The sequence below is a fragment of the Streptomyces sp. NPDC006602 genome, assembly GCF_042870385.1.
Classification (GTDB): Bacteria; Actinomycetota; Actinomycetes; order Streptomycetales; family Streptomycetaceae; genus Streptomyces.
On sequence record NZ_JBIAHG010000004.1, the window covers coordinates 191570 to 215034 of the forward strand.

19 protein-coding genes are annotated in these 23465 nt (G+C 69.6%); 10 read left to right on the forward strand and 9 right to left on the reverse strand.

Annotated features, from left to right (window positions below; genetic code table 11):
• The first annotated feature begins 2 nt into the window (after window positions 1-2).
• The 3 genes from ACFYO2_RS13220 to ACFYO2_RS13230 all read left to right on the forward strand — a co-directional run bounded on the left by ACFYO2_RS13220 (window position 3) and on the right by ACFYO2_RS13230 (window position 1911).
• Window positions 3-425: an ATP-binding protein gene (locus tag ACFYO2_RS13220; protein WP_388347925.1), complete on the forward strand. Its 423-nt coding sequence runs from the start codon at window positions 3-5 to the stop codon at window positions 423-425.
• A gap of 63 nt (window positions 426-488) precedes the next feature.
• Window positions 489-1148, forward strand: coding sequence for a ThuA domain-containing protein (locus ACFYO2_RS13225; protein ID WP_388347927.1), 660 nt, complete (start codon window positions 489-491; stop codon window positions 1146-1148).
• A gap of 223 nt (window positions 1149-1371) precedes the next feature.
• Window positions 1372-1911, forward strand: a complete 540-nt coding sequence (locus ACFYO2_RS13230; protein ID WP_388347929.1) for a peptidoglycan-binding protein — start codon at window positions 1372-1374, stop codon at window positions 1909-1911.
• Between the two features lie 45 nt (window positions 1912-1956).
• On the opposite strand, the gene ACFYO2_RS13235 is transcribed toward ACFYO2_RS13230, so the two are convergent.
• From ACFYO2_RS13235 to ACFYO2_RS13275, 9 genes are all read right to left on the reverse strand, one after another.
• Window positions 1957-2421 (reverse strand): helix-turn-helix domain-containing protein, encoded by a 465-nt coding sequence (locus ACFYO2_RS13235; RefSeq protein WP_388347930.1) that lies wholly within the window; start codon window positions 2419-2421, stop codon window positions 1957-1959.
• Between the two features lie 215 nt (window positions 2422-2636).
• Window positions 2637-3680 (reverse strand): LacI family DNA-binding transcriptional regulator, encoded by a 1044-nt coding sequence (locus ACFYO2_RS13240; RefSeq protein WP_388347932.1) that lies wholly within the window; start codon window positions 3678-3680, stop codon window positions 2637-2639.
• 179 nt (window positions 3681-3859) lie between these two features.
• Complete coding sequence (locus ACFYO2_RS13245; protein ID WP_388347934.1) at window positions 3860-5446, reverse strand: family 43 glycosylhydrolase; 1587 nt, start codon at window positions 5444-5446, stop codon at window positions 3860-3862.
• Window positions 5443-6369 carry a carbohydrate ABC transporter permease gene (locus tag ACFYO2_RS13250; protein WP_388347936.1) on the reverse strand — a complete coding sequence of 309 codons (927 nt, stop codon included), beginning with the start codon at window positions 6367-6369 and terminating at the stop codon, window positions 5443-5445. The genes ACFYO2_RS13245 and ACFYO2_RS13250 overlap by 4 nt, the downstream gene beginning before the upstream one ends.
• Complete coding sequence (locus ACFYO2_RS13255; protein WP_388347938.1) at window positions 6369-7253, reverse strand: carbohydrate ABC transporter permease; 885 nt, start codon at window positions 7251-7253, stop codon at window positions 6369-6371. Before ACFYO2_RS13255 ends, ACFYO2_RS13250 begins: the two co-directional genes overlap by 1 nt.
• A 10-nt stretch (window positions 7254-7263) precedes the next feature.
• A complete protein-coding gene (locus ACFYO2_RS13260) occupies window positions 7264-8598 on the reverse strand; it encodes an ABC transporter substrate-binding protein (RefSeq protein ID WP_388347940.1) in 1335 nt (444 codons plus the stop codon).
• 389 nt (window positions 8599-8987) lie between these two features.
• The gene (locus tag ACFYO2_RS13265; protein WP_388347941.1) at window positions 8988-10076 is read right to left on the reverse strand and encodes a LacI family DNA-binding transcriptional regulator; all 1089 of its coding nucleotides are present in this window, start codon (window positions 10074-10076) and stop codon (window positions 8988-8990) included.
• Window positions 10077-10257: 181 nt separating this feature from the next.
• Complete coding sequence (locus ACFYO2_RS13270) at window positions 10258-11271, reverse strand: hydroxyacid dehydrogenase (protein ID WP_388347943.1); 1014 nt, start codon at window positions 11269-11271, stop codon at window positions 10258-10260.
• Between the two features lie 489 nt (window positions 11272-11760).
• On the reverse strand, window positions 11761-12000 hold the full coding sequence (locus ACFYO2_RS13275) for a hypothetical protein (protein ID WP_388347945.1): 240 nt from the start codon (window positions 11998-12000) through the stop codon (window positions 11761-11763).
• On the opposite strand from ACFYO2_RS13275, the gene ACFYO2_RS13280 reads away from it, so the two are divergent.
• From ACFYO2_RS13280 to ACFYO2_RS13310, 7 genes are all read left to right on the forward strand, one after another.
• Window positions 11999-13348, forward strand: coding sequence for an extracellular solute-binding protein (locus tag ACFYO2_RS13280; RefSeq protein ID WP_388347947.1), 1350 nt, complete (start codon window positions 11999-12001; stop codon window positions 13346-13348). The genes ACFYO2_RS13275 and ACFYO2_RS13280 overlap by 2 nt on opposite strands.
• Window positions 13345-14346 carry a carbohydrate ABC transporter permease gene (locus ACFYO2_RS13285; protein WP_388347949.1) on the forward strand — a complete coding sequence of 334 codons (1002 nt, stop codon included), beginning with the start codon at window positions 13345-13347 and terminating at the stop codon, window positions 14344-14346. Before ACFYO2_RS13280 ends, ACFYO2_RS13285 begins: the two co-directional genes overlap by 4 nt.
• A complete protein-coding gene (locus ACFYO2_RS13290) occupies window positions 14343-15215 on the forward strand; it encodes a carbohydrate ABC transporter permease (RefSeq protein ID WP_388347951.1) in 873 nt (290 codons plus the stop codon). The genes ACFYO2_RS13285 and ACFYO2_RS13290 overlap by 4 nt, the downstream gene beginning before the upstream one ends.
• A gap of 44 nt (window positions 15216-15259) precedes the next feature.
• Window positions 15260-17044 carry a glycosyl hydrolase family 28 protein gene (locus tag ACFYO2_RS13295; RefSeq protein WP_388347953.1) on the forward strand — a complete coding sequence of 595 codons (1785 nt, stop codon included), beginning with the start codon at window positions 15260-15262 and terminating at the stop codon, window positions 17042-17044.
• Window positions 17045-17073: 29 nt separating this feature from the next.
• Window positions 17074-20403 (forward strand): alginate lyase family protein, encoded by a 3330-nt coding sequence (locus ACFYO2_RS13300; protein ID WP_388347954.1) that lies wholly within the window; start codon window positions 17074-17076, stop codon window positions 20401-20403.
• 35 nt (window positions 20404-20438) lie between these two features.
• The gene (locus tag ACFYO2_RS13305) at window positions 20439-21692 is read left to right on the forward strand and encodes an alginate lyase family protein (RefSeq protein ID WP_388347956.1); all 1254 of its coding nucleotides are present in this window, start codon (window positions 20439-20441) and stop codon (window positions 21690-21692) included.
• A gap of 108 nt (window positions 21693-21800) precedes the next feature.
• Complete coding sequence (locus tag ACFYO2_RS13310; RefSeq protein ID WP_388347958.1) at window positions 21801-23444, forward strand: carboxylesterase/lipase family protein; 1644 nt, start codon at window positions 21801-21803, stop codon at window positions 23442-23444.
• Window positions 23445-23465 lie beyond the last annotated feature (21 nt).

A 23465-nucleotide genomic window follows, 5' to 3' on the forward strand; every position in this document is an offset into this window, starting at 1 on the left:
ACGTGAACACCGAAACTCAACCCCCGTCCCCACGTGAGCGCTTCTACCGCCGTGAGCGCCAGTCCGTCCCCGCCGCCCGCGCCTTCACGCGCGACACGCTCGCCGACTGGGGGGTGCGGGAGCGGTCGTACGACATTGTGCTGTGCGTCAGCGAGCTCACCACGAACGCCCTGGTGCACGGCGTCCCCCCGGGCCGCGGCTTCCTGCTCCGGCTGCTTCCGTTGCCGTACGACGGTGGGGTGCGCGTCGAGGTGCACGACAGCGGGGGAGGCGTACCGGCCGTACCTCAGACGGATGCGCCCGGCGAGGGCGGGCGCGGGCTGCTGCTGGTGTCGGAGCTGGCGGACAAGTGGGGGGTGGGGGAGCGGGATCCGGGAAAGATCGTGTGGTGCGACTTCGTCGATCCTGCTGGAGCCGCCCGGTGATTTGAAAATTTCGGATCACCGGGCGGACGGGAACCGCTGCCCTCGCCGTCTAGGCTCGTCCGCATGGCCCCCCGACTCCTCGTCCACACCCGCACCACCGCCTACCGGCACGACTCCATCCCGGTCGCGATCGCCGCCGTACGCACTCTCGGCGACTTCGACGTGATCGCCACCGAGGACCCCGCGGCGCTCGAAGCGCCCCTGGAGCCGTACGCCGCCGTCGTCTTCCTCTCCACCAGCGGCGAGATCCTCACCCCGGCCGGGCGGGAGCGGCTGGCGACGTACGTCGAGTCGGGCGGCGGGTTCGTCGGGGTGCACGCGGCGGCCTGCACGGAGTACGAGTGGCCGTACTACGGCGAACTCCTCGGCGCCCGCTTCGACCGGCACCCGGAGTTCCAGCCGGGCAGGGTCGTCGTGGAGGACCGTAGCCATCCGGCCACCCAACACCTGCCCGCTGTCTGGGAGTTCACGGACGAGTGGTACGACTTCCGGGACAATCCCCGGAGGGCCGTACGGGTGTTGGCGTGCGCCGACGAGACGTCGTACGACGGCGGTCGCATGGGCTCGGACCATCCGCTGGTGTGGTGCCGGGAGCAGGGTGAGGGCCGCGTCTTCTACACGGCCCTCGGGCACGCCTCCGAGGCCTACGAGGACCCGGACTTCCGAGCCCATCTGCTGGGCGGGATCAACTGGGCGGCACGGCTGGCGAAGGACGCCGGCTGAGCGACGAGGGGCCCGTCCCGTCCCACCCCGTCCCACCTGGTCCCCCGACGACCCACCCTCTGCGGGGACATGGCCGTACGCGGCGTGGATCGTCCCCCGCCGGTCCAGGTATGCCGTCAGGCCTCGCCGTGCCGCCCCGCGACCGTGACGCTTTGTCGTGCCAAGCGAGGCGAGCCGCCCCAGGGGGAACCACGGGGGCCGGCGGTTCGGAAAGGAAGACCGTATGAGCAAGCGCAATCGGGTTGTCGCGATGGTGTCGGCGGCGTTGCTGGTCGCCGGGGGCGGCGTAACCGCCCTGGCGCCGGCGGCGAACGCCGCGGCCTACCACGGCGTCGACGGCAACAGCTACGTCAACGACGACTGGCAGGACGAGGAGAACCTCAGCGTCGACGACTACGCCCAGAGCAACGCCACGGCCCTGTGGGAGACCGTCCTGTGGGCGGACGGCGCCATGTACGAGGACGAGGACGGCGACTGGCACGCCTTCAAGAGGAACAAGATCGACGGCTCGTTCGGCCCGGAGACCGAGTCGGCCACCCAGTGGTGGCAGAACCACTACGGCATCCCGGAGAACGAGGGCGTCGTCACCGACGACTGCTGGCAGTCCGCCCAGAGCCGGCTCAACGGCCCCTACGCGGGGGGCGCCGTCCAGTACGTGGGCAGCGCCCGGGCCGTCACCTTCAAGAGGGTCAACGGCAAGTACCGGGTGAAGCTCAAGGGCACCGGATCCTGGAAGATCGCCTACTACGAGCAGGTCGGCTGACAGCGCTGACAGCGCGGATCCGGAGGGGGGCGGGTGACCGTAGGGTCATCCGCCCCCCTCCGGCAGTGCCCACAGCAGACCCGCCGCCAGCAGCACGACGACGGCGAAGGCGACCAGTGCGGCCGCCCGCCAGCGCCGGTACTCGGCGCCGGGCGCCAGCGGCGCGGCCTCGGGCGACCCGGTCGGCACCGCCGCACCGTGCGCCCCCGCGACAGGCACCCCCGCACCGGACACCACCGTTCCGTGCGGCCAGGTCGAGTGGGCCAGGTCCCACAGCGCCAGCAGCCGCGCCTGGTCCGCTCCCGCGACCCGGCACAGCGCCTGCACCGCTCCCCTCGGCGGCTGCTTGGTCCCGTTGAGATACCGCTGCCAGGACGACTTGCTGTACGCGGTCCGCCGGGCCAGCTCGGCAAGGCTCAGACCCGTACGGTCCTTCAGGCCACGCAGTTGCTCGACCAGGTGCCGTGCCTCCCTCGGCAGCGCATCCGGCAGCGGCCGCCAGCGTGTCATGGTCCGTCCCCCAAGTACTCGCCGCCGCTGTGCCCCGAGCAACGGCCCCCCGCCCCGCCGCATCCTTCGACGCCCGGCCGACCCGGCCAGTTCCCTCCCTCCGTATATGAGCGGAAGTGAGCGAATCCGGCGGTCGGTGGCCCATGCAGACGTCCGGAATTACGTAGGCCCGTGAGTGTCCCGCAGGGCGGCCGTGCGCCCGCTGCCGAAGCCTCCTAGAGCCGCGGCCCCGCCGTGCTCGCCCGCTCCACCAGCCGCGTCGACAGTTCCGTACGCGTGCTCTCCGGGCGGTCCCCGTCCATCATCCGCACCAGCAGCCGCAGTGCCGTCGCCGCCATCTCGGAGAGCGGCTGGCGGACCGTGGTGAGGGCCGGGGTGAGCCAGCGGGCCTCCGGGAGGTCGTCGAAGCCTACGACGCTCATGTCGTCGGGCACGCTCAACTCCCGTTCGGCCAGCGCCTCGTAGACGCCGAGGGCCATACGGTCCGAGCAGACGAAGACGGCCGTGGGCGGCTCGGGCAGGTCGAGCAGTTCGCGCATGCGGCGGCGGGCGACGTCCTCGTCGAAGCCGGCGTGACGGACGTACTCGGGACGCTGCCGGATCCCCGCCGAGGCGAGCGCCGAGCGGTAGCCGGCGACCCGCGCGCTGCTGCACATCTTGCGCTGGTGACCGGCGACCACGGCGATGCGCTCGTGGCCCAGGGCCAGCAGGTGCTCGGTCGCCGTCAGGCCGCCGTGCCAGTTCGCCGCGCCCACCGACACCACGCCGGGCGGTGGTTCGAGGACCGGGTCGATCATCACGTACGGGATGCGGTGCTGGTCCAGCCAGGCGTACTGGGAGTCGGTCAGTTCGGCCAGGTTGAACAGCACCCCTGACGAGCCGCGGGCGATGAGTTTGTCGAGCCAGCCCCGTTCCGGGCGGCCGCCGCGGGTCCTGGTCAGGCCTGCCGACACCACCACCTCGAGACCCACGTCGTGCGCCGCGGCCTCCACCCCGTGCAGCACCGCACCCGACCAGGAACTCTCCAGTGAGTGCACGACCAGGTCGACCAGCCCCGACGCCTTCGCCGCGTCGAAGCGGGGTCTGCGGACATATCCGAGCCGGTCCAGCGCCTCCGTGACCCGGCGGCGGGTCTCGGGCGCGACGTCCTCCCGGCCGTTGACCACCTTCGATGCGGTGGGCACGGACACCCCCGCCTCGCGGGCCACGACCGCAAGGGTCGGCCCCGCCGTCACGCTCGCAGTCTCCGTACGGACCATCGGGAACCACCTCTCCGGCCCGCCCGAGGGCCATGAAAAGTTTCGACAGCGCTGCTTCCGAGGGTCGGGAGGCCCCTCGGATAGTAAGCGCTCTCTACCCTAGGTTCGCCGCAGGACCTCCGGAAGAGGCCGGGCTTCGCAGGTCTGCGACGGGCCGGACTTTCGAAACTCGAACACGGCTATCGGCACTCCAGGCGGAAGCCCGAGAAGTCGGCCGTGAACGCCGCCTCGACGAGATCCACGGCATGGATCCCGGCCATCGCCCCGGTGAAGCGCAGCTTCGATCCGTGGTCGTCGGAGAGTCTGCCGAAGTCGAGCGGCGCCCCGACCGGCGTGCGCACACCGTCCCTGACGTACCAGAACCGCGCCTCGGCGCCGTCGGTCGTCACACCCAGCGTGAGTGCCCGGTCCGCGTCCACGTCCACGACGGCCACCTGCCGCGTGCCCGCCTCGTCCCGCTCCACCAGGCTGAGCACCGTACGGCCGCCGGCCCGCCACTGCTGACCGCGCTGCTCCTCGCCCGCGGGCTCCGTCCAGGTCAGGTCGAGGGCCAGATACGCCTCGGTGTTGTACCAGAGCATCAGCCCGGCGGCCTGCGTGAACGTCCGCGGCCGCGCCTCGACGGTGACCTCGGCCTCGGCGCGGTGCTCGGTGATCCGCTGGGCGAGGAGGCTGTGCGCCCACCGCGACTCGGGTCCGTGGCGGCCGCGCAGGCGGATCCGGCCGGGGCAGGTGGTGGCGTCCGCCCAGGAGGTATCGGGGGCGGCGCGCAGGGTGCTCCAGGGCCAGCCCAACGGGTCGGCGGAGTCGGCGCGTCGTTCCAGTGGCCGCGGCTGTGTCGGTACGTCGACCTCGACCGCGGGATGCGCACCCCCGTGTCGCAACCTGGGCCAGCCCTCCGCGTCCCACGTCACCGCCTGGATCGCCGTCTCGCGGCCCAGCGTGCAGCGCAGTCCGTCCGCTGTCCGTAGCGGACGGGCCGTCAAGTGGCTCAACACCCAGTCTCCGCCCGGTGTTTGGACCAGCTCGCCGTGCCCCGCCTTCTGCAACGGCAGTGACGGATCGTCCCGGGACGTCAGCAGCGACCGGTCGTCGAGCTCGTACGGCCCGGTCAGCACGCGACTGCGCGCCACCCGCACTCCGTGCTCGAACCCCGTGCCGCCCTCCGCCAGCACCAGGAGGAACCAGCCGTCCCGCCACAGCAACTTCGGCCCCTCGATGAGCCGTTCGTGCTGGAGGAGCAGGTGCGTGTCACCGACGGGACTCAGCGTCTCCCGGTCCAGTTCGGTCAGCACGATCCCGGCGAAGCGCCTGCCGCCCGGGCGGTGGTCGTTCTGCAGATTCAGCAGCCACACCCGGCCCCCCTCGTGGAAGAGCGCGGGGTCGAAGCCGTGGCTCGCCACTCGGCGCGGTGCCGTCCACGTGCCGCCCGCCTCCGTCGCCGTACTGACGTAGGTGTCCGTGTCGAAGTAGGGCGTGCCGACCGAGCGCACGATCGAGTAGACCATCCAGAAGCGCTCGCCGTCCCAGCTCAGCGACGGGGCCCAGATGCCACCCGAGTCGGGGACGCCGGCCAGCGAGTCGCCGGGGACCGCGCCCCGGACGTGGCCCGCGTACTCCCAGTGCGCGAGGTCCCTCGAGCGGTGGATCGGGATGGTCGGGAACCACTCGAAGGAGCTCGTGGCCACGTAGTACCAGTCGTCCACCCGCACCATCGACGGGTCGGGGGCGAAGCCGCGGATGACCGGATTGCGCAGCAGGGTCACTTGAGGGCCCCCATAGTCACGCCCGACCGCCAGTAGCGGCGCATCGCGACCATCATGATCGCCATCGGCACGATGGACAGCAGCGCGCCGGTCAGTACCAGGCTGGTCAGGTCGACGCCGGACTCCGCGCGTTTGCCGGACCAGTTGTACAGGCCCAGGTTGAGGGTCCAGTTCTCCTCGCCGCGCAGCACCGTCAACGGCAGGAAGAAGGCGTTCCAGGTGTTCACGAAGGCCAGCAGGAACACCGTCGCGCCGCCGGTCGTCATCATCCGCAGCACGATGCTGAAGAAGATCCGCAGCTCACCGGCGCCGTCGATGCGGGCCGCCTCCAGGAGCTCGAAGGGGATGGTGGCCTCGGTGTACACCTTGGCGAGGTACACGCTGAACGGGTTGATCAGGCAGGGGATCAGCATCGCCCAGGGCGTGTCGACCATGCCGATCTGCGAGAACAGCAGGTACAGCGGCAGGGTCAGCAGTGCGATCGGGATCAGGAACGAGCCGACCACGCACGCGAACACGGCACTGCGGCCCGGAAAGTCGAAGCGGGCCAGGCCGTAGCCGGTGGCGAGGGCGATGAGGGTGCCGCCCAGGGAGCCGACGCCCGCGTACAGGAACGAGTTCGCGGTCCAGCGCAGGAAGATGCCGTCCCCGTAGGTGAACACCTGGCGCAGGTTCTCCCACAGGTGCATGTCGGAGAACCACAGCCCGTTGCTCTGGTACAGCCCGACACGGTCCTTGGTCGCGGCGATGATCAGCCAGTACACCGGGAACAGGCTGTAGGCGCTGGCCAGGGCCAGACCGACGAGGAGGAAGCGCTGGCCGCCCCGGGAGCGCGCCGCCGGGTCCGGACGGGTGAGCCGCCGCACGGTGCGCCCGCGGGGCCGATCGGTGTCCTTCTCCGTACGGTTTTCCGTCAGTGCCATCAGTCCGCCTCCCTCGAGGTCAGCCGGTAGAAGAGGAAGGACGCGATGCCGAGGAACAGGGCGAGCAGCACGGACAGGGCCGCGGCGTAGTTGTAGTTGCCGGCGTTGAACGCCTGGTTGTAGATGATCATGATCGGGGCGAAGCTGTCGCTGACCGTCTGCGGGGTCACGTTCCGGAACAGCGCGGGCTCGTTGAAGATCTGCAGCATCTGGATGATCGACAGCAGCGCCGTCAGGACGAGCGCGCCGCGCACGAACGGGATCTTGATGCTCAGCGCGATCCGCAGCTCCGAGGCACCGTCCAGTCGCGCGGCTTCGAACAGTTCGCGGGGCACGCCCTGGAGCGCCGAGTAGATGATCACCATGTTGTAGCCGATGCCGTGCCAGGTCAGCAGGTTGCCGATGGACGGCCACACCATCGAGGGGGCGAAGAAGTTCCAGTCGAACCCGAACAGATCGCCGAGCGGTGTCAGGGGACCCACCTCGGGGCTGTACAGGTTGATCCACACGATGGCCGCGACCACGCCGGGGATCATGTACGGAACCAGCAGGAGGATCCGGAACCGGCCGGCCACCCGCGAGGTGACCGCGTCCAGACAGAGCGCCAGCATCAGGCTCACGAGCAGCATGAACGGGATCTGGACACAGGCGAACAGCACCACCCGCAGGATGGAGGTCATGAACGCCGAGTCGGTCAGGCCGTGCTGGTAGTTCTCCAGCCCGACGAACTCCGTGGTGGAGCCGCCGAGACCGAGTCCGGACTGCTTCTCCAGGTACAGCGACTGGTGGATCGCGTAGCCGATCGGAAGCAGGTAGAGGAAGACGAAGCCGAGCTGGAAGGGCACCGTGAAGGCGGCACCCTTCCAGCGCTGCGAGCGAATCATGAAGTGTGCCTCAGCCCTTGACGCTGATGCCGCGCTGCTTCAGGTCGTTGACCGTCCACTCCTGCATGTGCGCGAGCAGGTCGGTGACCTTCTGCTTCTTACTGACGACCGCGGCCCACTCGTCCTGCATCTCCGTGAACATCGCGGTCCAGTTCGGGCCGAAGGTCCAGTCGTCGGTGATGGTGCCCATGCTGTCCGTCACGACCTTCTGGGCCGGCTCGTAGTTCTTGCCCAGCAGCTTCTCGGGGATCGCCTCAGGGACGTACGAGCTGTTGTCGGCCACGGCGGGCATCACACCGCTGCCGGTCTCCGGGCTCGCCATCGTCTTGACCGCACCGGGGTCGGTGGACATCCACAGCGCCGCCTGAGCGGCCTGCTCCTTGTTCTTGCACTGTTCGGTCACCAGGGTCAGCCCGCCACTCTGGTTGGTCCCGGCGGGAGTCTTGGCAGCCTCGCCGTTGAACGTCGGCCAGGGGGCCAGCGCCCACTCGCCGAAGGACTTGGTGAAGTTCTGCACCATGCCGGACATCTGCCAGGTGGAGATCTGCCGGGTCACGGTGCCGGCGTTGTCGTAGTTGCGCTGCACGGCCGCGTAGTCGGCGAAGGAGAGCTTGGAGTTGAGGTCGTTGTCGATGACCTCCTGGATCACCTTGGCGGCCTTCAGGGTGCCCTCGTCCTGGAAGTTCACCGTCCAGGAGTTGCCGTCGATCGCGTACCAGTGCGCCCCGGCCTGCATGGCGAGCACCTCCAGGGTGCTCGGGTCCTCACCGGCGTAGTTGGTGATCTTGATGTTGTGCTTCTTCAGTTCCTTGCCGGCGGCGATGAAGTCGTCCCAGGTCGCGGGCGGCTTCAGACCGTACTTCTCGAAGATGTCGGTGCGGTAGATGGTGAAGGCCGGCGCCGAGCTGGTGGGGATGCCGTAGACCTTGCCCTGGACCTGACCGACGGCCCACGAGCCGGGGTTGAACTTGTCCTTGCTGGACTCGACGTACTTGGTGATGTCGGCGAGGGCGCCCTGCGAGACCCAGCTCGTGACGTACTCGCCGGTGTTCTGCAGCAAGCAGGGCGCGTTGCCGGCCTTGACCGCGTTGGTCAGCTGCTTCTGCATGGTCAGCTGGTCGGTGACCTTGGTGTACTTGAGCTGGACGTCCTTGTGCGAGGCGTTGAACGCCTTCACGACGGCCTCCTGGCCGTTCGCCCAGCCCCAGAAGGGGAGGGTGACCGGGCCGGACGACTTGGCGTCGCCGGAGTCCGATCCGCCGCCGCACGCGGAGAGCAGACCTGTCAACGCGAGTCCCGCCACGGCTGCGCGGGCGAACCTTCTCCGGGGGCTGGTGAAGTTCATCTGTCCGTGTTCCTTCGGAAAGTAGGGCGACTCAGGGGAGAGAGAACGGCGTCTCGGCGCCGGCCGGGAACGGCGGCCGGAAACCATCGGCTCGCGGTTGCGGGGGGTCGGCCAAGCGGAAGATGTAGTAAGCGGTTGCTGGGACCGTAGGACGGCGATCCTGCTCATAGCAAGAGGTGCGCGGCAATTTGTTACGCCGGTTTGTCCGTGGCGTTATGTGCGACCGCACGCCGAGCGCGTCGGGTCAGCGCTCAGTCACCGCAGGTCAGCGACGTGCAGCGGGGATCCGGGCGAAGTTGGAACCGTGCCCGCACCGGGACCGGACCCCTGTCAAAAACTTCGGGAAAACGTTTACGAAACGATCCGCCGAAGCGGATCTGAAGACGGAGTCACCGGCCCCGGGCAGGCGGCTGCACCGAGTTCCGTACGACGACATGGGTACCCAGCACCAGATGGTCGCCGTCGCCCCCCTTGCGGCGGCCTCCGCCGCCCTCGCGCCGGTCGGCCACCGCGCGCAGCGCGACCCGCCCCATCTCCTCGTACGGCACGTGCACCGTGGTGAGCTGGGGGGTGAGCTGCGACGCCAGCGGGATGTCGTCGTAGCCGACGATCGAGACGTCCTCGGGCACCCTCAGCCCGGCCGCGCGCAGCGCCTGCATCGCGCCCGCGGCGACCACATCGGTACCGGCCAGCACCGCGGTGAAGTCGAGCCCCTCACGCAGGCTGTCCTCGACGGCCTCGTACCCGTGCTCGTAGTCGTACGGCCCGTGCCGCACCATGTCCGGGTCGAACGGCACGCCGTACGCCTCGAAGGCCCGCCGAGCCCCCCTCAAGCGGCCCTGCGCGGTGGTGAGTTCGGCATGGCCCGGCAGCACCAGGACCCTGCGGTGGCCCGCCGACAGCAGGTGGCTGGCCATGGCATAGGCGCCGCCCTCGTTGTCGTAGTCGACCGTCGTGGCCGGTACGTCGCCCTCCAGCGGTGGCCGGCCCACCAGGACCAGGTGGGAGCCGGCCGCGTCCAGGGAGCGGGCGAAGCGGGCCATACGCAGCTGGTACTCGTCGTAGTCGTAGGCGCCGCCCAGCAGCACCACGGCGGCGACGCCCTGCTGCCGCATGAGATTGACCAGTGCCAGTTCCCGTTCGGGATCGTCACCGGTGGTCCCCACCAGGGACAGCCAGCCGCGCAGGGTGGCGGCACCCTCGACGCCCTTCGCCACGTGGGCGAACGCGGCCCCGGTGATGTTGTTGATGAGGATCGCGACCGTCGGCGTACCGCCCCCGGCGAGGGAGCGGGCGTGGGCGTTGGTGACGTAGTCCAGGTCCCCGACCACCTTCATCACCCGGCGGCGCAGCTCCTCCGAGACCGGATAGTTGCCCGACAGGACACGCGACACACTGGCGACGGACACACCCGCCCGCTCCGCGACATCGCGGATGGTGGCCCGTCCGACGTCCCCGGCCGCCTTGCGCTGACTCACCGTTGCGGCTCCTTCATCGTTGCGATCGCTTCGCCGGACGACCGTGGATCCGCCCCGCCGGCCGGGGTCGGAGGGTCCGGTTCAGCGCCGGTGCGGAAACCGTATCCCATGGTTTCTTCTTATGGTTTCCGCGGGTGGGGGCCGAATTTCCTGGTGGGGGTCGGGGTGGCGGCAAGCGTGATCACGCAACTCGGGCCAGGTCCGACCGCTGCACCTCATGACCAAGCGCCACCCCCGCCACCAGCCGCTCCAACTCCTCCACGACGATCTGTCCCAGTCGCTCCAGCTCGTTTCCGAGCGACCCCGCGATGTGCGGGGTCAGGAACACGTTGGGCAGCCGGTAGAGCGGGGAGCCCGCGGGCAGCGGCTCGGGTTCGGTGACGTCGAGGATCGCGTGCAGTCGGCCGGAGACCAGCTCGTCGGTGAGCGCGTCGGGGTCCACCAGCGCGCCCCGGGAGGTGTTGATGAGGACGCCGCCGTCCTTGATGAGGGCGAGCCGGCCGGCGTCGAGCATGCGGTAGGTCTCGGGGATGTCCGGGGCGTGCAGGGACACGATGTCGCTGAGCCTGAGGAGGTCGTCGAGGGGCAGGAGTTCGGCGCCGAGGGCGGCGGCCTCCGCGGTGCTGACGTACGGGTCGTGCAGGAGTACCGAGAAGTCGAACGGCCGTAGCAGTTCAAGGAGTCGGCGGCCCACCCGGGACGCGCCGATGACGCCGATGCGGCGGCCGACGTTGCCGGTGTGCGCGGTGTCGGCGGGGGTCGGGTAGGTGTGGGTGGCGCGGAAGCGCTCGCGGTGGGTGAAGGTGTCCTTCCCGGCGAGCAGGATCATCGCGAGGGTGTACTCGGCGACCGGCAGGGCGTTGGCGGTCACCGCGCTCGAGACGGTGATCCCTCGTTCCCACAGTTCCTCGCCGACCAGCGAGCGGACCGAGCCCGCGGCGTGCAGGACCGCGCGCAGCCGGGGGGCCGCGGCGAGGACGCCGGCGTCGAGGCGGGGGCAGCCCCAGCCGGTGATCATGAACTCGGCCTGGGCCAGGGCGTCCGCCGCGGTCGGGTCGGTGAAGTCCTGCACGACGAGCGCGGGGTCGAGGTCGGCCGCCTGCGTCAGCCGTGCCATGAGCGGCGGGGGGAACAGCAGGGGCAGGTGTACCGGATCCATCGCGAACACGGCCCTGGGGGGCTGCGGGCTGGGCATGTCTCTCCTGACGCACTGGGTGGAAACATTTTCAGAAAGCGTCTTCTACCGTAGATCTGGCGATGACGGCCGGTCAATCGGCTGGACGGAGTGGCGAAGACGGCCTCGGCCGGCTTGCTCGGCGACCACAAGTGCCGGATGTCCTGAAATCGCTTACTGCGCGCCACCCGAAGCATCCGGCGCGCCCACCAGGCTCCCGGCGCGTCCGGGAGCCTGCGGGATCGGGATGCCGCCGGGCGCCACTGGAACGCCATCGCGACGCCGCGGGGATGCCACGGGATACCTCCGCACGCTTTCCGGGCGCCCTCGGATGCCCTCGGATTGCCGACGGAGCGCCTGCAGAGCCGCCTGCAGAGCCGCCTGCAGAGCGCCTGCAGAGCGCTCTGCGAGTCCTTCGAGGCGGAAGGTCCTGGTCCGATCGGGCACGGCAACCGGTTCCCACAATCGCGTCACCGAAAACCCCGCCCGCCCCCCGGTCTCCTCCGCAGTTCAGGCCGCGTTCCACCGGTCCCGTTCGGCCGGTCGGCCCATGACGTCGAGGTTACGCAGTCTTTTCGAAAATTCGCCAAGACTCTTGACGCCGTTTCCGGACAGGAAGAAGCTCTGCCCCAACGCCCGACAACCGGTTGCCCAACGTTCGACGAACCGGTCCACCGCAATCGCCCCGATCGGCGAGCCGATCTTTGGCCGATATTCCGAACGGAACAGAGCAGGAGGTGGTGCGTTCATGCGCCCACATGCCGGTGCCCCCGTGAGCCGCCGCCGTTTTCTCTCCCTCTCCGCAGGAGGCGCGGCGGCCGGTGCGGCGGCGCTCAGCGGCTGTGCCCTGCAGGTGTCGTCCGGGGTCAGCGGGGCGGGAGAGACCATCACCGTGATGGTCAACTCCGGCGACATCACCCCGGAGCAGGTGCAGCAGGCCAAGAAGGAACTCGGCATCAAGATCGCCCTGGTGAAGTACGACATCACCAAGCTGATCGCGATGCTCACCAGTGGCAACCCGCCCGACCTGGTGCGTGGCGTCGGTGCCGTGGACCTGCCGTACTTCGCGGCGCGGGACGTGGCCGAGGAGCTGGACCCCTATTTCGCCCGGAGCAGCGTCCTCAAACTGGACGACCTGGACCCGGTCAACGACCTGTGGCGCTACGACGGCCGGACTCAGGGCAAGGGTCCGCGCTACGGCATGGCGAAGGACTTCTCGCAGGACTCGATGTACTGGTACAACACGTCGGCCTTCGAAAAGGCCGGTGTCGACCTCCCCCCGGAGACCGATCCGGTCACCTACGAGGAATGGCTGGACACTGCCAAGAGCCTCGTACAGCGCAAGAGCGGCCAGACCACCGTCTTCGGCGGCAGCTACAGCGGCCTCACCCGGTCCACGCTCCTGACGACCATGACGGCGTCCGCCGGAGGCAGCCTCTTCAACGACGACTTCTCCCGGGTCGATTTCACCACCCCCGAGGCCCGCAAGGCCCTGGCCTGGTACGTCGACTACTGCAGGACCAAGGTCGGGCCGAGCCTCATCCAGCCCGACCCCAACGGCTGGGACGGGCCCACCTACCAGGCCGGGCGGATGGCCATGTCGAACTCCGGCTACTGGCTGGGCGGCATGATCTACCCGGACAAGAAGCTGGCCAAGGTGTCCAGCCTGGCGCCCGCCCCGCTCTTCGCGGGCGGCGCGCGGATCAGCGCCTGCCAGGGCGGCACCGGCCTGTGGATGCCGAGGAAGGCGAAGAACAAGGACGCCGCGTGGCGCGTCTTCGAGTGGTTCTTCGGTGGGGAGCCCGCCAAGGCGCGCGCCGCCGGCGGCTGGGGCATCCCCACCCTGAAGTCGCTGCGTTCTTTGATGCCGGCCCAGGAGGACTACCAGAAGCGGGTGCTGAAGGTGCAGGAGAACGAGCTGAAGCACTTCTCGGTGGTCTCCTTCACCCCTTACACCAGGGCGGATGCACTCGACGCCCTCTTCAACCAGATCGCCCCCGCCGCGATGAACGGCCAGATCTCCGTCGACACCCTCGCGGGACGCCTCAACTCGTCCATCAACGAGCAGCTGAAGCGCGGTAAGGAGCAAGTGGGATGACGGTGGGTCAGATCTCCTCCACGGTCGCGGACCGACCCGGTGCCGCCGCGAGCGCCTCTCGCGCACCGGCCGCCGGCCGGCCGCGGGTCTCGATGACCGCGCGCAGGCACCGGGCGTTCTACATGTTCACCTCGCCCTGGATCATCGGGTTCCTGCTGCTGACCGTGGCGCCGATGGTGTACGCGCTGTGGCTGAGCTTCACCACGTTCGACGGCATCTCGCCCAACTGGAAGTACGTCGGACTCGGCAACTACCGCGAGCTGCTGAACGATCCGGTGACCTGGGACACGCTCGGCCGCGCGGGCCTGTTCGCGGTGACCTCGGTGCCGCTGTCGATCATCGCGGGACTCGGGCTCGCCGTCCTGGTCAACCGGCCGATCAAGGCGCGCGGTCTGTTCCGCACCCTGCTCTATCTGCCCGCGGTGGTGCCGCCGGTGGGCGCGGGCCTCGCCTTCAAGCTTCTCTTCGACCAGAACTCCGGTGCCTCCAACGGTGTCCTGACCTTCTTCGGCTTCGACGCCGTCGGCTGGCTCGCCGACCCCTACGCCCGCTACGTCCTGCTGATGACGGTGCTCTGGGCGGCCGGAAACGTCATGATCATCTCGCTGGCCGGGCTCCAGGACGTACCCCGCGAACTCCACGAGGCGGCCCGCATCGACGGAGCGAGCGCCTGGCGCACCTTCCGCAGCATCACCGTGCCGCTGCTGTCACCCGTCCTGCTCTTCCAGACGGTCACCGGAATGATCGCCTCGGTGCAGACCATCATGCCGCTGCTGCTGGCGCCCCTCGGCGACACGAGCGGCATCACCACGGTCCCGCAGTCCAACTACCTCTACATGATGCACGTGTTCGCGCAGTACTTCGCGCTCGGCCGCTACGGCTACGCCTCCGCGCTGCTGTGGGTGCTCTTCGTCCTGATCCTCGTCGTGACCGGACTCATCTTCAAGTTCACGTCCGGCGTGGTGTTCTACAACGTCGAACCGGAGGCGAAGAAGTGACCGCCACCAGCCTGCCGCCCAAGTCGTTCACGACCGACGCCCGCGTGCGGGTGCGCGCCAAGCGCCTCGTCCTCTACACGGTCCTCGTCTCCGTCACCGGACTGTTCCTCGGCCCCTTCGGCTGGCTGATCCTCTCCGGCCTGAAGACACAGGGCGAACTGGCCGCCTCGCCCGTGCACTGGCTGCCCGACGTCTTCCAGTGGCACAACTTCGCCGACGCCTTCAACCAGATCGACTTCCTCGGCTACGCCCGCAACTCCCTGGTCATCGCCCTTTTGTACGCCACGCTCGTCACCCTCAGCTCGGCCTGGGTCGGCTTCGGCTTCGCCCGGCTGGACGCGCCCGGCAAGAAGGTGCTGTTCGGCGTCCTGCTCGGCTCGATGATGCTGCCCCAGATGGTCACCCTGCTGCCGACCTACCTGATCTTCGCCAAGGTCGGCATGGTCAACACGTACTGGCCGTGGGTGCTGTGGGGCCTGTCCGCGGCGCCGTATCTGGTCTTCCTGTTCCGGCAGTTCTTCGCGGGCATGCCGCGCGAGCTGGAGGAGGCCGCGATCGTCGACGGCTGCGGTTACGGGTCGATCTTCTGGCGGATCTTCCTGCCGCAGTCCTGGCCCGTGCTGTCCGCGAGCTTCATCATCGCCTTCACCTGGAGCTGGGGCGACTACATCGCCCCGCAGCTGCTGCTGTCCACCGACCGCACCACGCTCGCCGTCGCGGTGATGACCGCCTACGTCAACGAGGGCGGTACGCCCGTCCCCGAGCTCCAGGCCGCGGCGTCCGTGATGTACGTCGTCCCGATTCTGCTGATCTTCCTCATCGCCCAGCGCGGCTTCGTGGCCGGGATGTCCACCACCGGGCTCAAGTGACCTCCCGTATTTCTCACTCTTCCCCTTACTGAAGGAACTGCTTCATGAACGACACCCAGAGCACCGGCCTGTCCCGGCGCACCGTTCTCCAGGCCGCGGGTGCCACCGTCGCCGCGTACTCACTGATCGGAGGCGCAGCCGGCGCCGCGAGAGCGGCGGACGTGCCCGCGTCGACGGACAAGCTGGTGGTGTACCCCATCCCGAGCGGGGTCCCGACCAACTCGAGCTACTCGGTCAAGGCCCGCACGCCGGGCGGCGAATGGCAGACGGTTCCCGTCTACCGCGCGAGGGCGAAGCAGATCGACGCGAACACGGGCAGCGGCCCGGTCTTCAACTCCTCCGTCGCCACCTTCGACTTCACGGGCACGGTCGAGGTCGCCGTCACCTCGGCCAAGGGCGCCATCGGCACCGCGCGGATCCGCCCCCTGTCCTACGGCACCCAGTTCACGGTGGACGGCGCCACGGTGAGCTTCACCCTCACCGAGCCGCGCAACCTCTCCATCGAGGTCGACGGGGACATCTTCAACAACCTGCAGCTGCACGCCAACCCGGTCGAGACGAACGTTCCCGACTCCGACGATCCGGACGTCCTGTACTACGGGCCCGGCCTGCACACCACCACCAGCGGCGTGGTGAACGTGCCCAGCGGCAAGACGCTCTACCTGGCCGGCGGTGCGGTGCTGACGTCGCGGGTGGCGTTCCAGAACGTGGAGAACGCCCGCGTGCGCGGCCGCGGCGTGCTGTACAACTCCGCCAACGGCGTCCTGGTCGAGTACTCGAAGAACATCGAGATCGACGGCATCATGGTGCTCAACCCCAGCAGCGGCTACGCGGCCACCATCGGCCAGTCGAAGCAGGTCACCATCCGTGACTTCCACTCCTACAGCCACGGCCAGTGGGGCGACGGCATCGACGTCTTCTCCAGCGAGGACGTCCTCATCGACAACGTCTGGATGCGCAACGCCGACGACTGCATCGCCATCTACGCCCACCGCTGGGAGTACTACGGCGACTGCCGCAACATCACCGTCCGCAACTCCACCCTCTGGGCGGACGTCGCGCACCCGATCAACGTCGGCACGCACGGCAACACCGACAAGCCGGAGACCATCGAGAACCTCGTCTTCAGCAACATCGACATCCTCGACCACCGCGAACCGCAGATGGACTACCAGGGCTGCATCGCGCTCAACCCCGGTGACAGCAACCTGGTGAGCAACGTCCGCGCGCAGGACATCCGGGTGGACGACTTCCGCTGGGGCCAGCTGATCAACATGCGGGTCATGTTCAACAAGTCGTACAACACCTCCGTCGGGCGGGGCATCGACGGGGTGTACCTGCGGAACCTGACGTACACCGGCACGCATGCCAACCCGTCCATCATGGTCGGCTACGACGCGGACCACGCCATCAAGAACGTCACCTTCCAGAACCTCGTCATCAACGGCAAGGCCATCGCCAACGGGATGAAGAAGCCCGGCTGGTTCAAGTTCACCGACATGATGCCGGCCTACGCCAACGAGCACGTTCTGAACATGCGCTTCCTGAACTCCACCGAGGCCACGTCCGCCGCCCAGCCCAAGCTCACCAGCCCGGACCAGGCCACGGCCACCAAGAACCAGGTCTTCAACTACCTGATCACGGCCACCGAACTGCCGACGTCGTTCAACGCCGAGGGATTGCCGAAGGGGCTGGACATCGACACCGCCACCGGCCTGATCTCCGGCACTGCCGAGGACAACGTCGGCACCTTCACGGTCACCGTCTCCGCCACCAACAGCGTGGGCACCGTGACACAGCCCCTCACGCTCACCGTCCAGCACGCGTGACGCGGCCCTTCCGAACCATGGAGTCACCCGTGCTTCCTCTCAGACGACGATCCTTCCTGGGCGCGGCAGGGCTCGTGGTCGCGGCCGGAGGCGGACTGCTGTCCGCCTCCGCCGCGGCGGCGTGGGCCCAGGACGACCAGGCCCGGCTCCGGGCCTTCACCCACCCCGGACTGCTGCACAGCGCCGCCGACCTGGCGCGCATGAAGGCGGCGGTCGCCGCGCAGGAATCGCCCATCTACGACGGATACCTGACCTTCGCGGCCCACGCCCGGTCGAAGTCCACGTACACCGTCCAGAACACCGGCCAGATCACCTCCTGGGGCCGCGGCCCCACGAACTTCCAGAACCAGGCTGTCGCCGACTCGGCCGCCGCCTACCAGAACGCGCTGATGTGGTGCGTCACAGGGGAGCGCGCCCACGCGGACAAGGCCCGCGACATCCTCAACGCATGGTCGGCCTCGCTCACGATGGTCACCGGCGCCGACGGGCCGCTCGGCGCGGGCCTGCAGGCCTTCAAGTTCGTCAACGCGGCCGAGCTGCTCAGGCACAGCGACTACGACGGCTGGGCGGACGCCGACATCGCCCGCTGCGAGGAGTCGTTCCTCGATGTCTGGTATCCGGCGGTGTCCGGATACATGCTGTACGCCAACGGCAACTGGGACCTGACGTCCATTCAGACCATCCTGGCCATCGGCGTGTTCTGCGAGGAGCCCACCCTCTTCGAGGACGCCCTGCGCTTCGTCGCGGCCGGCGCGGGCAACGGCAGCATCCCGCACCGCGTCGTCACCGACGCCGGCCAGGGCCAGGAGAGCGGCCGCGACCAGGGGCACGAGCAGCTCGCGGTCGGCCTGACCGGCGACATCGCCCAGGTTGCCTGGAACCAGGGCGTCGACCTGTGGGGCTACGACGACGAGCGCATCCTCGCCAACTTCGAGTACGCCGCCTGCTACAACCTCGGCGGCGACGTTCCCTTCGTCCCGGACCTCGACAGCACCGGCAAGTACATCAAGCAGACCGTCTCGGCGATCGGCCGCGGCAACCTGCCCCCGATCTACGAGATGGCGTACGCCCACTACGCCGGCGTCCGCGGCCTCGACACCCCGTCCATCAAGGCGGCCGTCTTCCGCGGCACCGGCGGCGCCCGCGTCGTCGAGGGCAGCAATGACGACCTGCCCAGCTTCGGCACCTTCGCCTACGCCGGTACGAAGGCCCCCGCGCCGACCGCGCCGGCCGCTCCGGCGGGCGTCACCGCGGTGGGCGACGACAGGTCCGTCACCGTCAGCTGGCTGCCGACCGCATGGGCCGACACGTACACGGTCTCGCGGGCCACCGCCCCGGACGGACCGTACGAGCAGATCGCGACCGGTGTCGACAAGCCGACGTACACCGACCGCGACGTACGCCCGGGACACACGTACTACCATACAGTCACCGCCACCAACTCCCAAGGCATCAGCGCCAGTTCCGCGTGGGTCGCGGTCGCCGCAGGTCTCCCCGAGCCCTGGGCCACCCAGGACGTCGGGGATGTGAAGATCCCCGGCTCGGCGCTCTTCGACGGCGAGCGGTTCGTGCTGGAGGCGTCCGGCACCGCCGACACCCACCGCCTCGCCTGCCTGCCGCTGGCCGGCGACGGCACGATCACCGCGCGGATCGTGTTCCCGCTCAGCTCCCAGTACTCCAAGATCGGCGTCACCCTGCGCGACTCCCTGGACGCGGACGCGGCGCATGCCTCGATGCTGATCCAGGGGCTGCCGCTGCACACCTGGAGCGGTGTGTGGACCGTACGCCCTGAGACCGGGGCCGGTATCTCCGCCACCGGCAGCACGCCGGTGCCGCCCTCCCAGCAGCAGGCGATCACCTCGAGCGCCGCCTTCCCGATCTCCAGCCTCGGCACGCTGCCCGACTCGGCGACCCCGCTCACGGCCCCGTACGTCGAGGGCGCGGGTGACGGCTACCGGATGCGGATGCCGTACTGGGTGCGGGTGACCCGCCGGGGCGACCGCTGCACCGGCGCCATCTCCCCGGACGGTATCCGCTGGACCGAAGTCGGCTCCACCGAAGTCGAGTTGGGGCGCACCGCATACGCGGGACTGACCCTCACGTCCTGCCTCGGCGTCGACGAGGACTACGCCGAGACCGGCACCGGTGCCTTCGACAACGTCAGCGTCACCTCCCGCACCTTCGGCGAGGTCTGGTCCGTGCCGCGACCCGCCCGCGCCACCACCGGCCTGCGGGCCACCGCGGGCACCGACGCGGTCGAGCTGGCATGGACCGACCCGGACCTCGCGGCCTGCTACAAGGTGCTGCGGTCGACGGCGCCCGACGGCCCGTACGACACGATCGCGACCGGCATCGGCCCCGTCGGCTTCGGCACCCGCATCCAGTACGCGGACGCCACCGGCACGCCCGGCACGACGTACCACTACGCCGTCGCCAAGACCAACAGCGCCGGTCGCGGCCCGCTGTCGGAGTCCGCCGCCGCGAGCATGCCGACCCCTGCCGCGCCCCAACTCACTTCCGCCACCACGGCGTTCGCCAACAAGGGCGTCGCCTTCCAATATCAGCTGCGTGGCTCGCACGAGCCCATACGGTTCGCCGCGACCGGTCTGCCCGACGGACTCCGCGTCGACAAGCGCACCGGTCTCATCTCCGGAACCCCCACCGAGACCGGTGAGTTCAGTGTCACCGCCACCGTGGGCAACGCGGCCGGAGACGGCACCGGCACCCTCACGCTCACCGTCGGCACACCGCCGCCCGCCCCCTGGACCTACGGCGATCTCGGCGACGTCGTCCTCGACGACCGCGCCTTCGGGACACTCGGCGTGGTCGCCGTCCGTACCCCCGGCAGCACCGCCCACGAAGACGGGACCTTCGTGGTGCGGGGCGCCGGAACCGACCTCACCGTCAACAACCAGGGAATGACGGGCCAGTTCGTACGACGGCCCGTCACCGGCGACTGCGAGGTCACCGCCCGGCTGGTCTCCCGCACCGGAGCCACCGCCGACCGGGTCGGCCTGCTGATGGCCAAGTCACTGTCGCCGTTCGACCAGGCGGCCGGGGCGATCGTCACCGGCGGCACGACCGCGCAGCTCATGCTGCGCACGACCGTCGCCGGAAAGTCGACCTTCAACGGGAACGGCGCGGTCGCTCTTCCCTGTCTGCTGCGGCTGAAGCGCACCGGGACCGCCTTCACCGCCGCCGTCTCCACCGATGACGGCGCCACCTGGACCGCCCTCGCCTCCGGCGAGGTCCCCGGCTTCGGTGACGCCCCCTACTACGTGGGCCTCGTGGTCTGCTCCCGCAGCCCCCTGGCCCTCGGCACCACACAGTTCGACGAGGTGAGCATCAACCCAGACTGATCCCCCCACGGATTGGAATGCACAGCATGAGCCGCATGAGCCGCACTTCCCCCCACGGGCACGTCCAGCACACCGAGCTGAGCCGCCGCGGTCTGTTCAAGACCGCCGGCGGTCTCGGCGCCGCTCTCGCGCTGGGCTCCGCGTTCGCCGCCACCACGGCGGACGCGGCGCCCGCCACCTTCGCCCACCCCGGCATGCTGCACAACGCCGGTGACATCAACCGCGCCAAGGTCAGGGTCGCCGCGGGCGACGACCCCTGGCTGTCCGGCTGGAACAAGCTGACCGCCAACTCCCACTCCCAGTCCACCTGGACCCCCAACCCGCAGGCCACGATCTACCGCGGATCGGGCTATCCCGAGAACTACGGGATCCTCTACAACGACATCGCCGCCGCCTACCAGAACGCCCTGCGCTGGAACGTCGCCGGCACCAGCGCGCACGGCGACTGCGCCGTGCGGATCCTCAACGCCTGGTCGAACACGCTCACCTCCATCCAGGGCAACGCCGACCGCTTCCTGGCGGCGGGCATCTACGGATGGGAGTTCGCCAACGCCGCCGAACTCATGCGCGGGTACCCGGGTTTCGACCTGGCCCGGTTCCAGCGGATGATGCTCAACGTCTTCTACCCGATGAACAACGACTTCCTGCTCCACCACAACGGGGCCTGCATCACCAACTACTGGGCGAACTGGGACCTGTGCAACATGGCCTCGGTCATGGCCATCGGGATCCTGTGCGACGACGGCGCCAAGTACGACCAGGCCGTCAACTACTTCAAGACCGGCGCGGGCAACGGCTCGATCCAGCACGCGGTGCCGTTCCTGTACTCCAACGTCGAGGGCTACGACCTCGGCCAGTGGCAGGAGTCCGGCCGCGACCAGGGCCACACCATCATGGGCATGGGCCAGATGGGCGCCATCTGCGAGATGGCCTGGAACCAGGGCGACGACCTGTACAGCTACGACAACAAGAGGTTCTTCAAGGCGGCCCAGTACGTCGCCAAGTACAACGTCGGCCTGGACGTGCCGTACACCACGTACACCTGGGGCAGCGGCACGTCCTGCGCCCAGAACTCACAGACGGTGATCGGCTCCGGGTCCCGCGGACAGGTCCGTCCGGTGTGGGCCCAGCTCCACTTCCACTACAACCGGCGCCTGTACCTGGACGACAAGTACATCTCGCAGATGTACTACAACCTCGTCGCCCCCGAGGGCGGCGGAGGTGACTACGGCTCCACCAGTGGCGGCTACGACCAGCTCGGCTTCGGCACGCTGATGTACGCCAAATAGCCGCAAAACCGCGCTCGTGCACCGGAATACCGGGCCACCCTGTGGTGCTCTGTTGTTCACGGTGCACGAGCGTGGTGCACGAGCGCGGCGCGGGAGGCTGGTGGGCGCATGACGGCAGCAGACCAGGCGGATGAGGCGGACGAGGCGGGCCAGGACCCGGTGGTCAGGACACCGCACGGGGCCGTACGCGGCCGGTACGAGCACGGTGTCGCGGTGTTCCGGGGCATCCCGTACGCGGCCCCGCCGTTCGGACCGCGCCGGTTCCGGCCGCCCGTGCCGCCCGAGCCCTGGGACGGTGTGCGCGACGCGGGCGCCTTCGGTCCGACGGCGCCGAAACCGCCGTACTCCGAAGCATTCGCGCAGTACCTGTCCGACCCGGTCGTGCCCGGTGACGACTGCCTCAATCTGAACGTGTGGACGCCGGAGCCGGGCCCTGGTGCCCGGCTCCCGGTCATCGTGTGGCTGCACGGCGGCGCACTCACCCGGGGCGCCTCGGCCGTGCCCGTGTACGACGGAGGCACCTTCGCCCGAGACGGGGTCGTCTTCGTCTCGATCAATTACCGACTGGGGGTGGAGGGCTACGGGCTGTTCCCGGACGCCCCCGCCAACCCCGGCCTGCGCGACCAATTCGCCGCCCTGCGATGGGTGCACGAGTCGATCGCGGCCTTCGGCGGCGACCCCGACCGGGTGACCCTGGCCGGCCAGTCCGCCGGGGCGATCAGCGTCGGCGCCCTGCTGGCCGCCCCGCAGGCACAGGGACTGTTCCGGCGTGCCGTCCTGCAGAGCGGACCGCCGGAGGCGAGCGACCGCGACAAGGTACGGCGGATGGTGCGCCGGATGGCGACCCGGCTGAAGATCCCCGCCACCGCGGCCGCCTTCGCCGCCGTCGACCGCGAGCTGCTGCTGCGCACCCAGGCCGAAGTGGGCAAACTCAGCAGCCCGGTGCTCGGCGGCCCCGCCTTCGGGATCGTCGTCGACGGCGACCTCGTCCCGCGCGACCCGCTGGAGGCACTCATCGAGGGTGACGTGGCGGCGGGCGTCGACCTGATGATGGGCTGGACCAGCGACGAGTACCGGCTGTGGCTGGTGCCCGGCGGCCTCCTGGAGCGCGTCGACCGGCTCGGCGCGGTCGCGCTGGCCGGCGCCATGGCCCGCTGCCACTGCGGTCACGAGGTGCCCCGCGGCTACCGCGCCCTGCACCCCGAGGCCGGCACCGCCGAGATCGTCGGCCAGATGGTCACCGACCACCTGCTGCGCCTCCCACTGCACCGCCTCGCCGACGCCCGCCCGGGATCGTCGTACGTCTACGAGTTCGCCTGGCCCTCCAACCTCCCCGACCTCGGCGCCTGCCACGCACTGGAGCTGGGCTTCGTCTTCGACACCGGCGAGGTCCCCGAGTCCGCCAAGCTCGCGGGCTGGGGCACCCCGCAGGAGCTGGCCGACGCGATGCACGGGGCGTGGGTGCGCTTCGCCACCGAGGGCGACCCCGGCTGGCAGGGCTGGGACGCCTCGCACCCGGTACGGATCTTCGGCGACGGGGAGCCCCGGACGGCGCACGGTCCCCGCGACCGGGAGTTCGCGGTGTGGACGGCGGCGGACGCGAGTGCACGGGCCACCGCGCGGGCGGCCGACCCCGGCACGGACGGCTTCCCCGTGCGCATGGCGGCGTCGCGCAGCACGGCCGCGCGGAGTGCGGAACTGCGGTCGGTGGTACGACGGCTGCGGCTGCCGGGGTCGGTGCGCCGCACCTGACGGCCCGCCGGGCCGGGAACC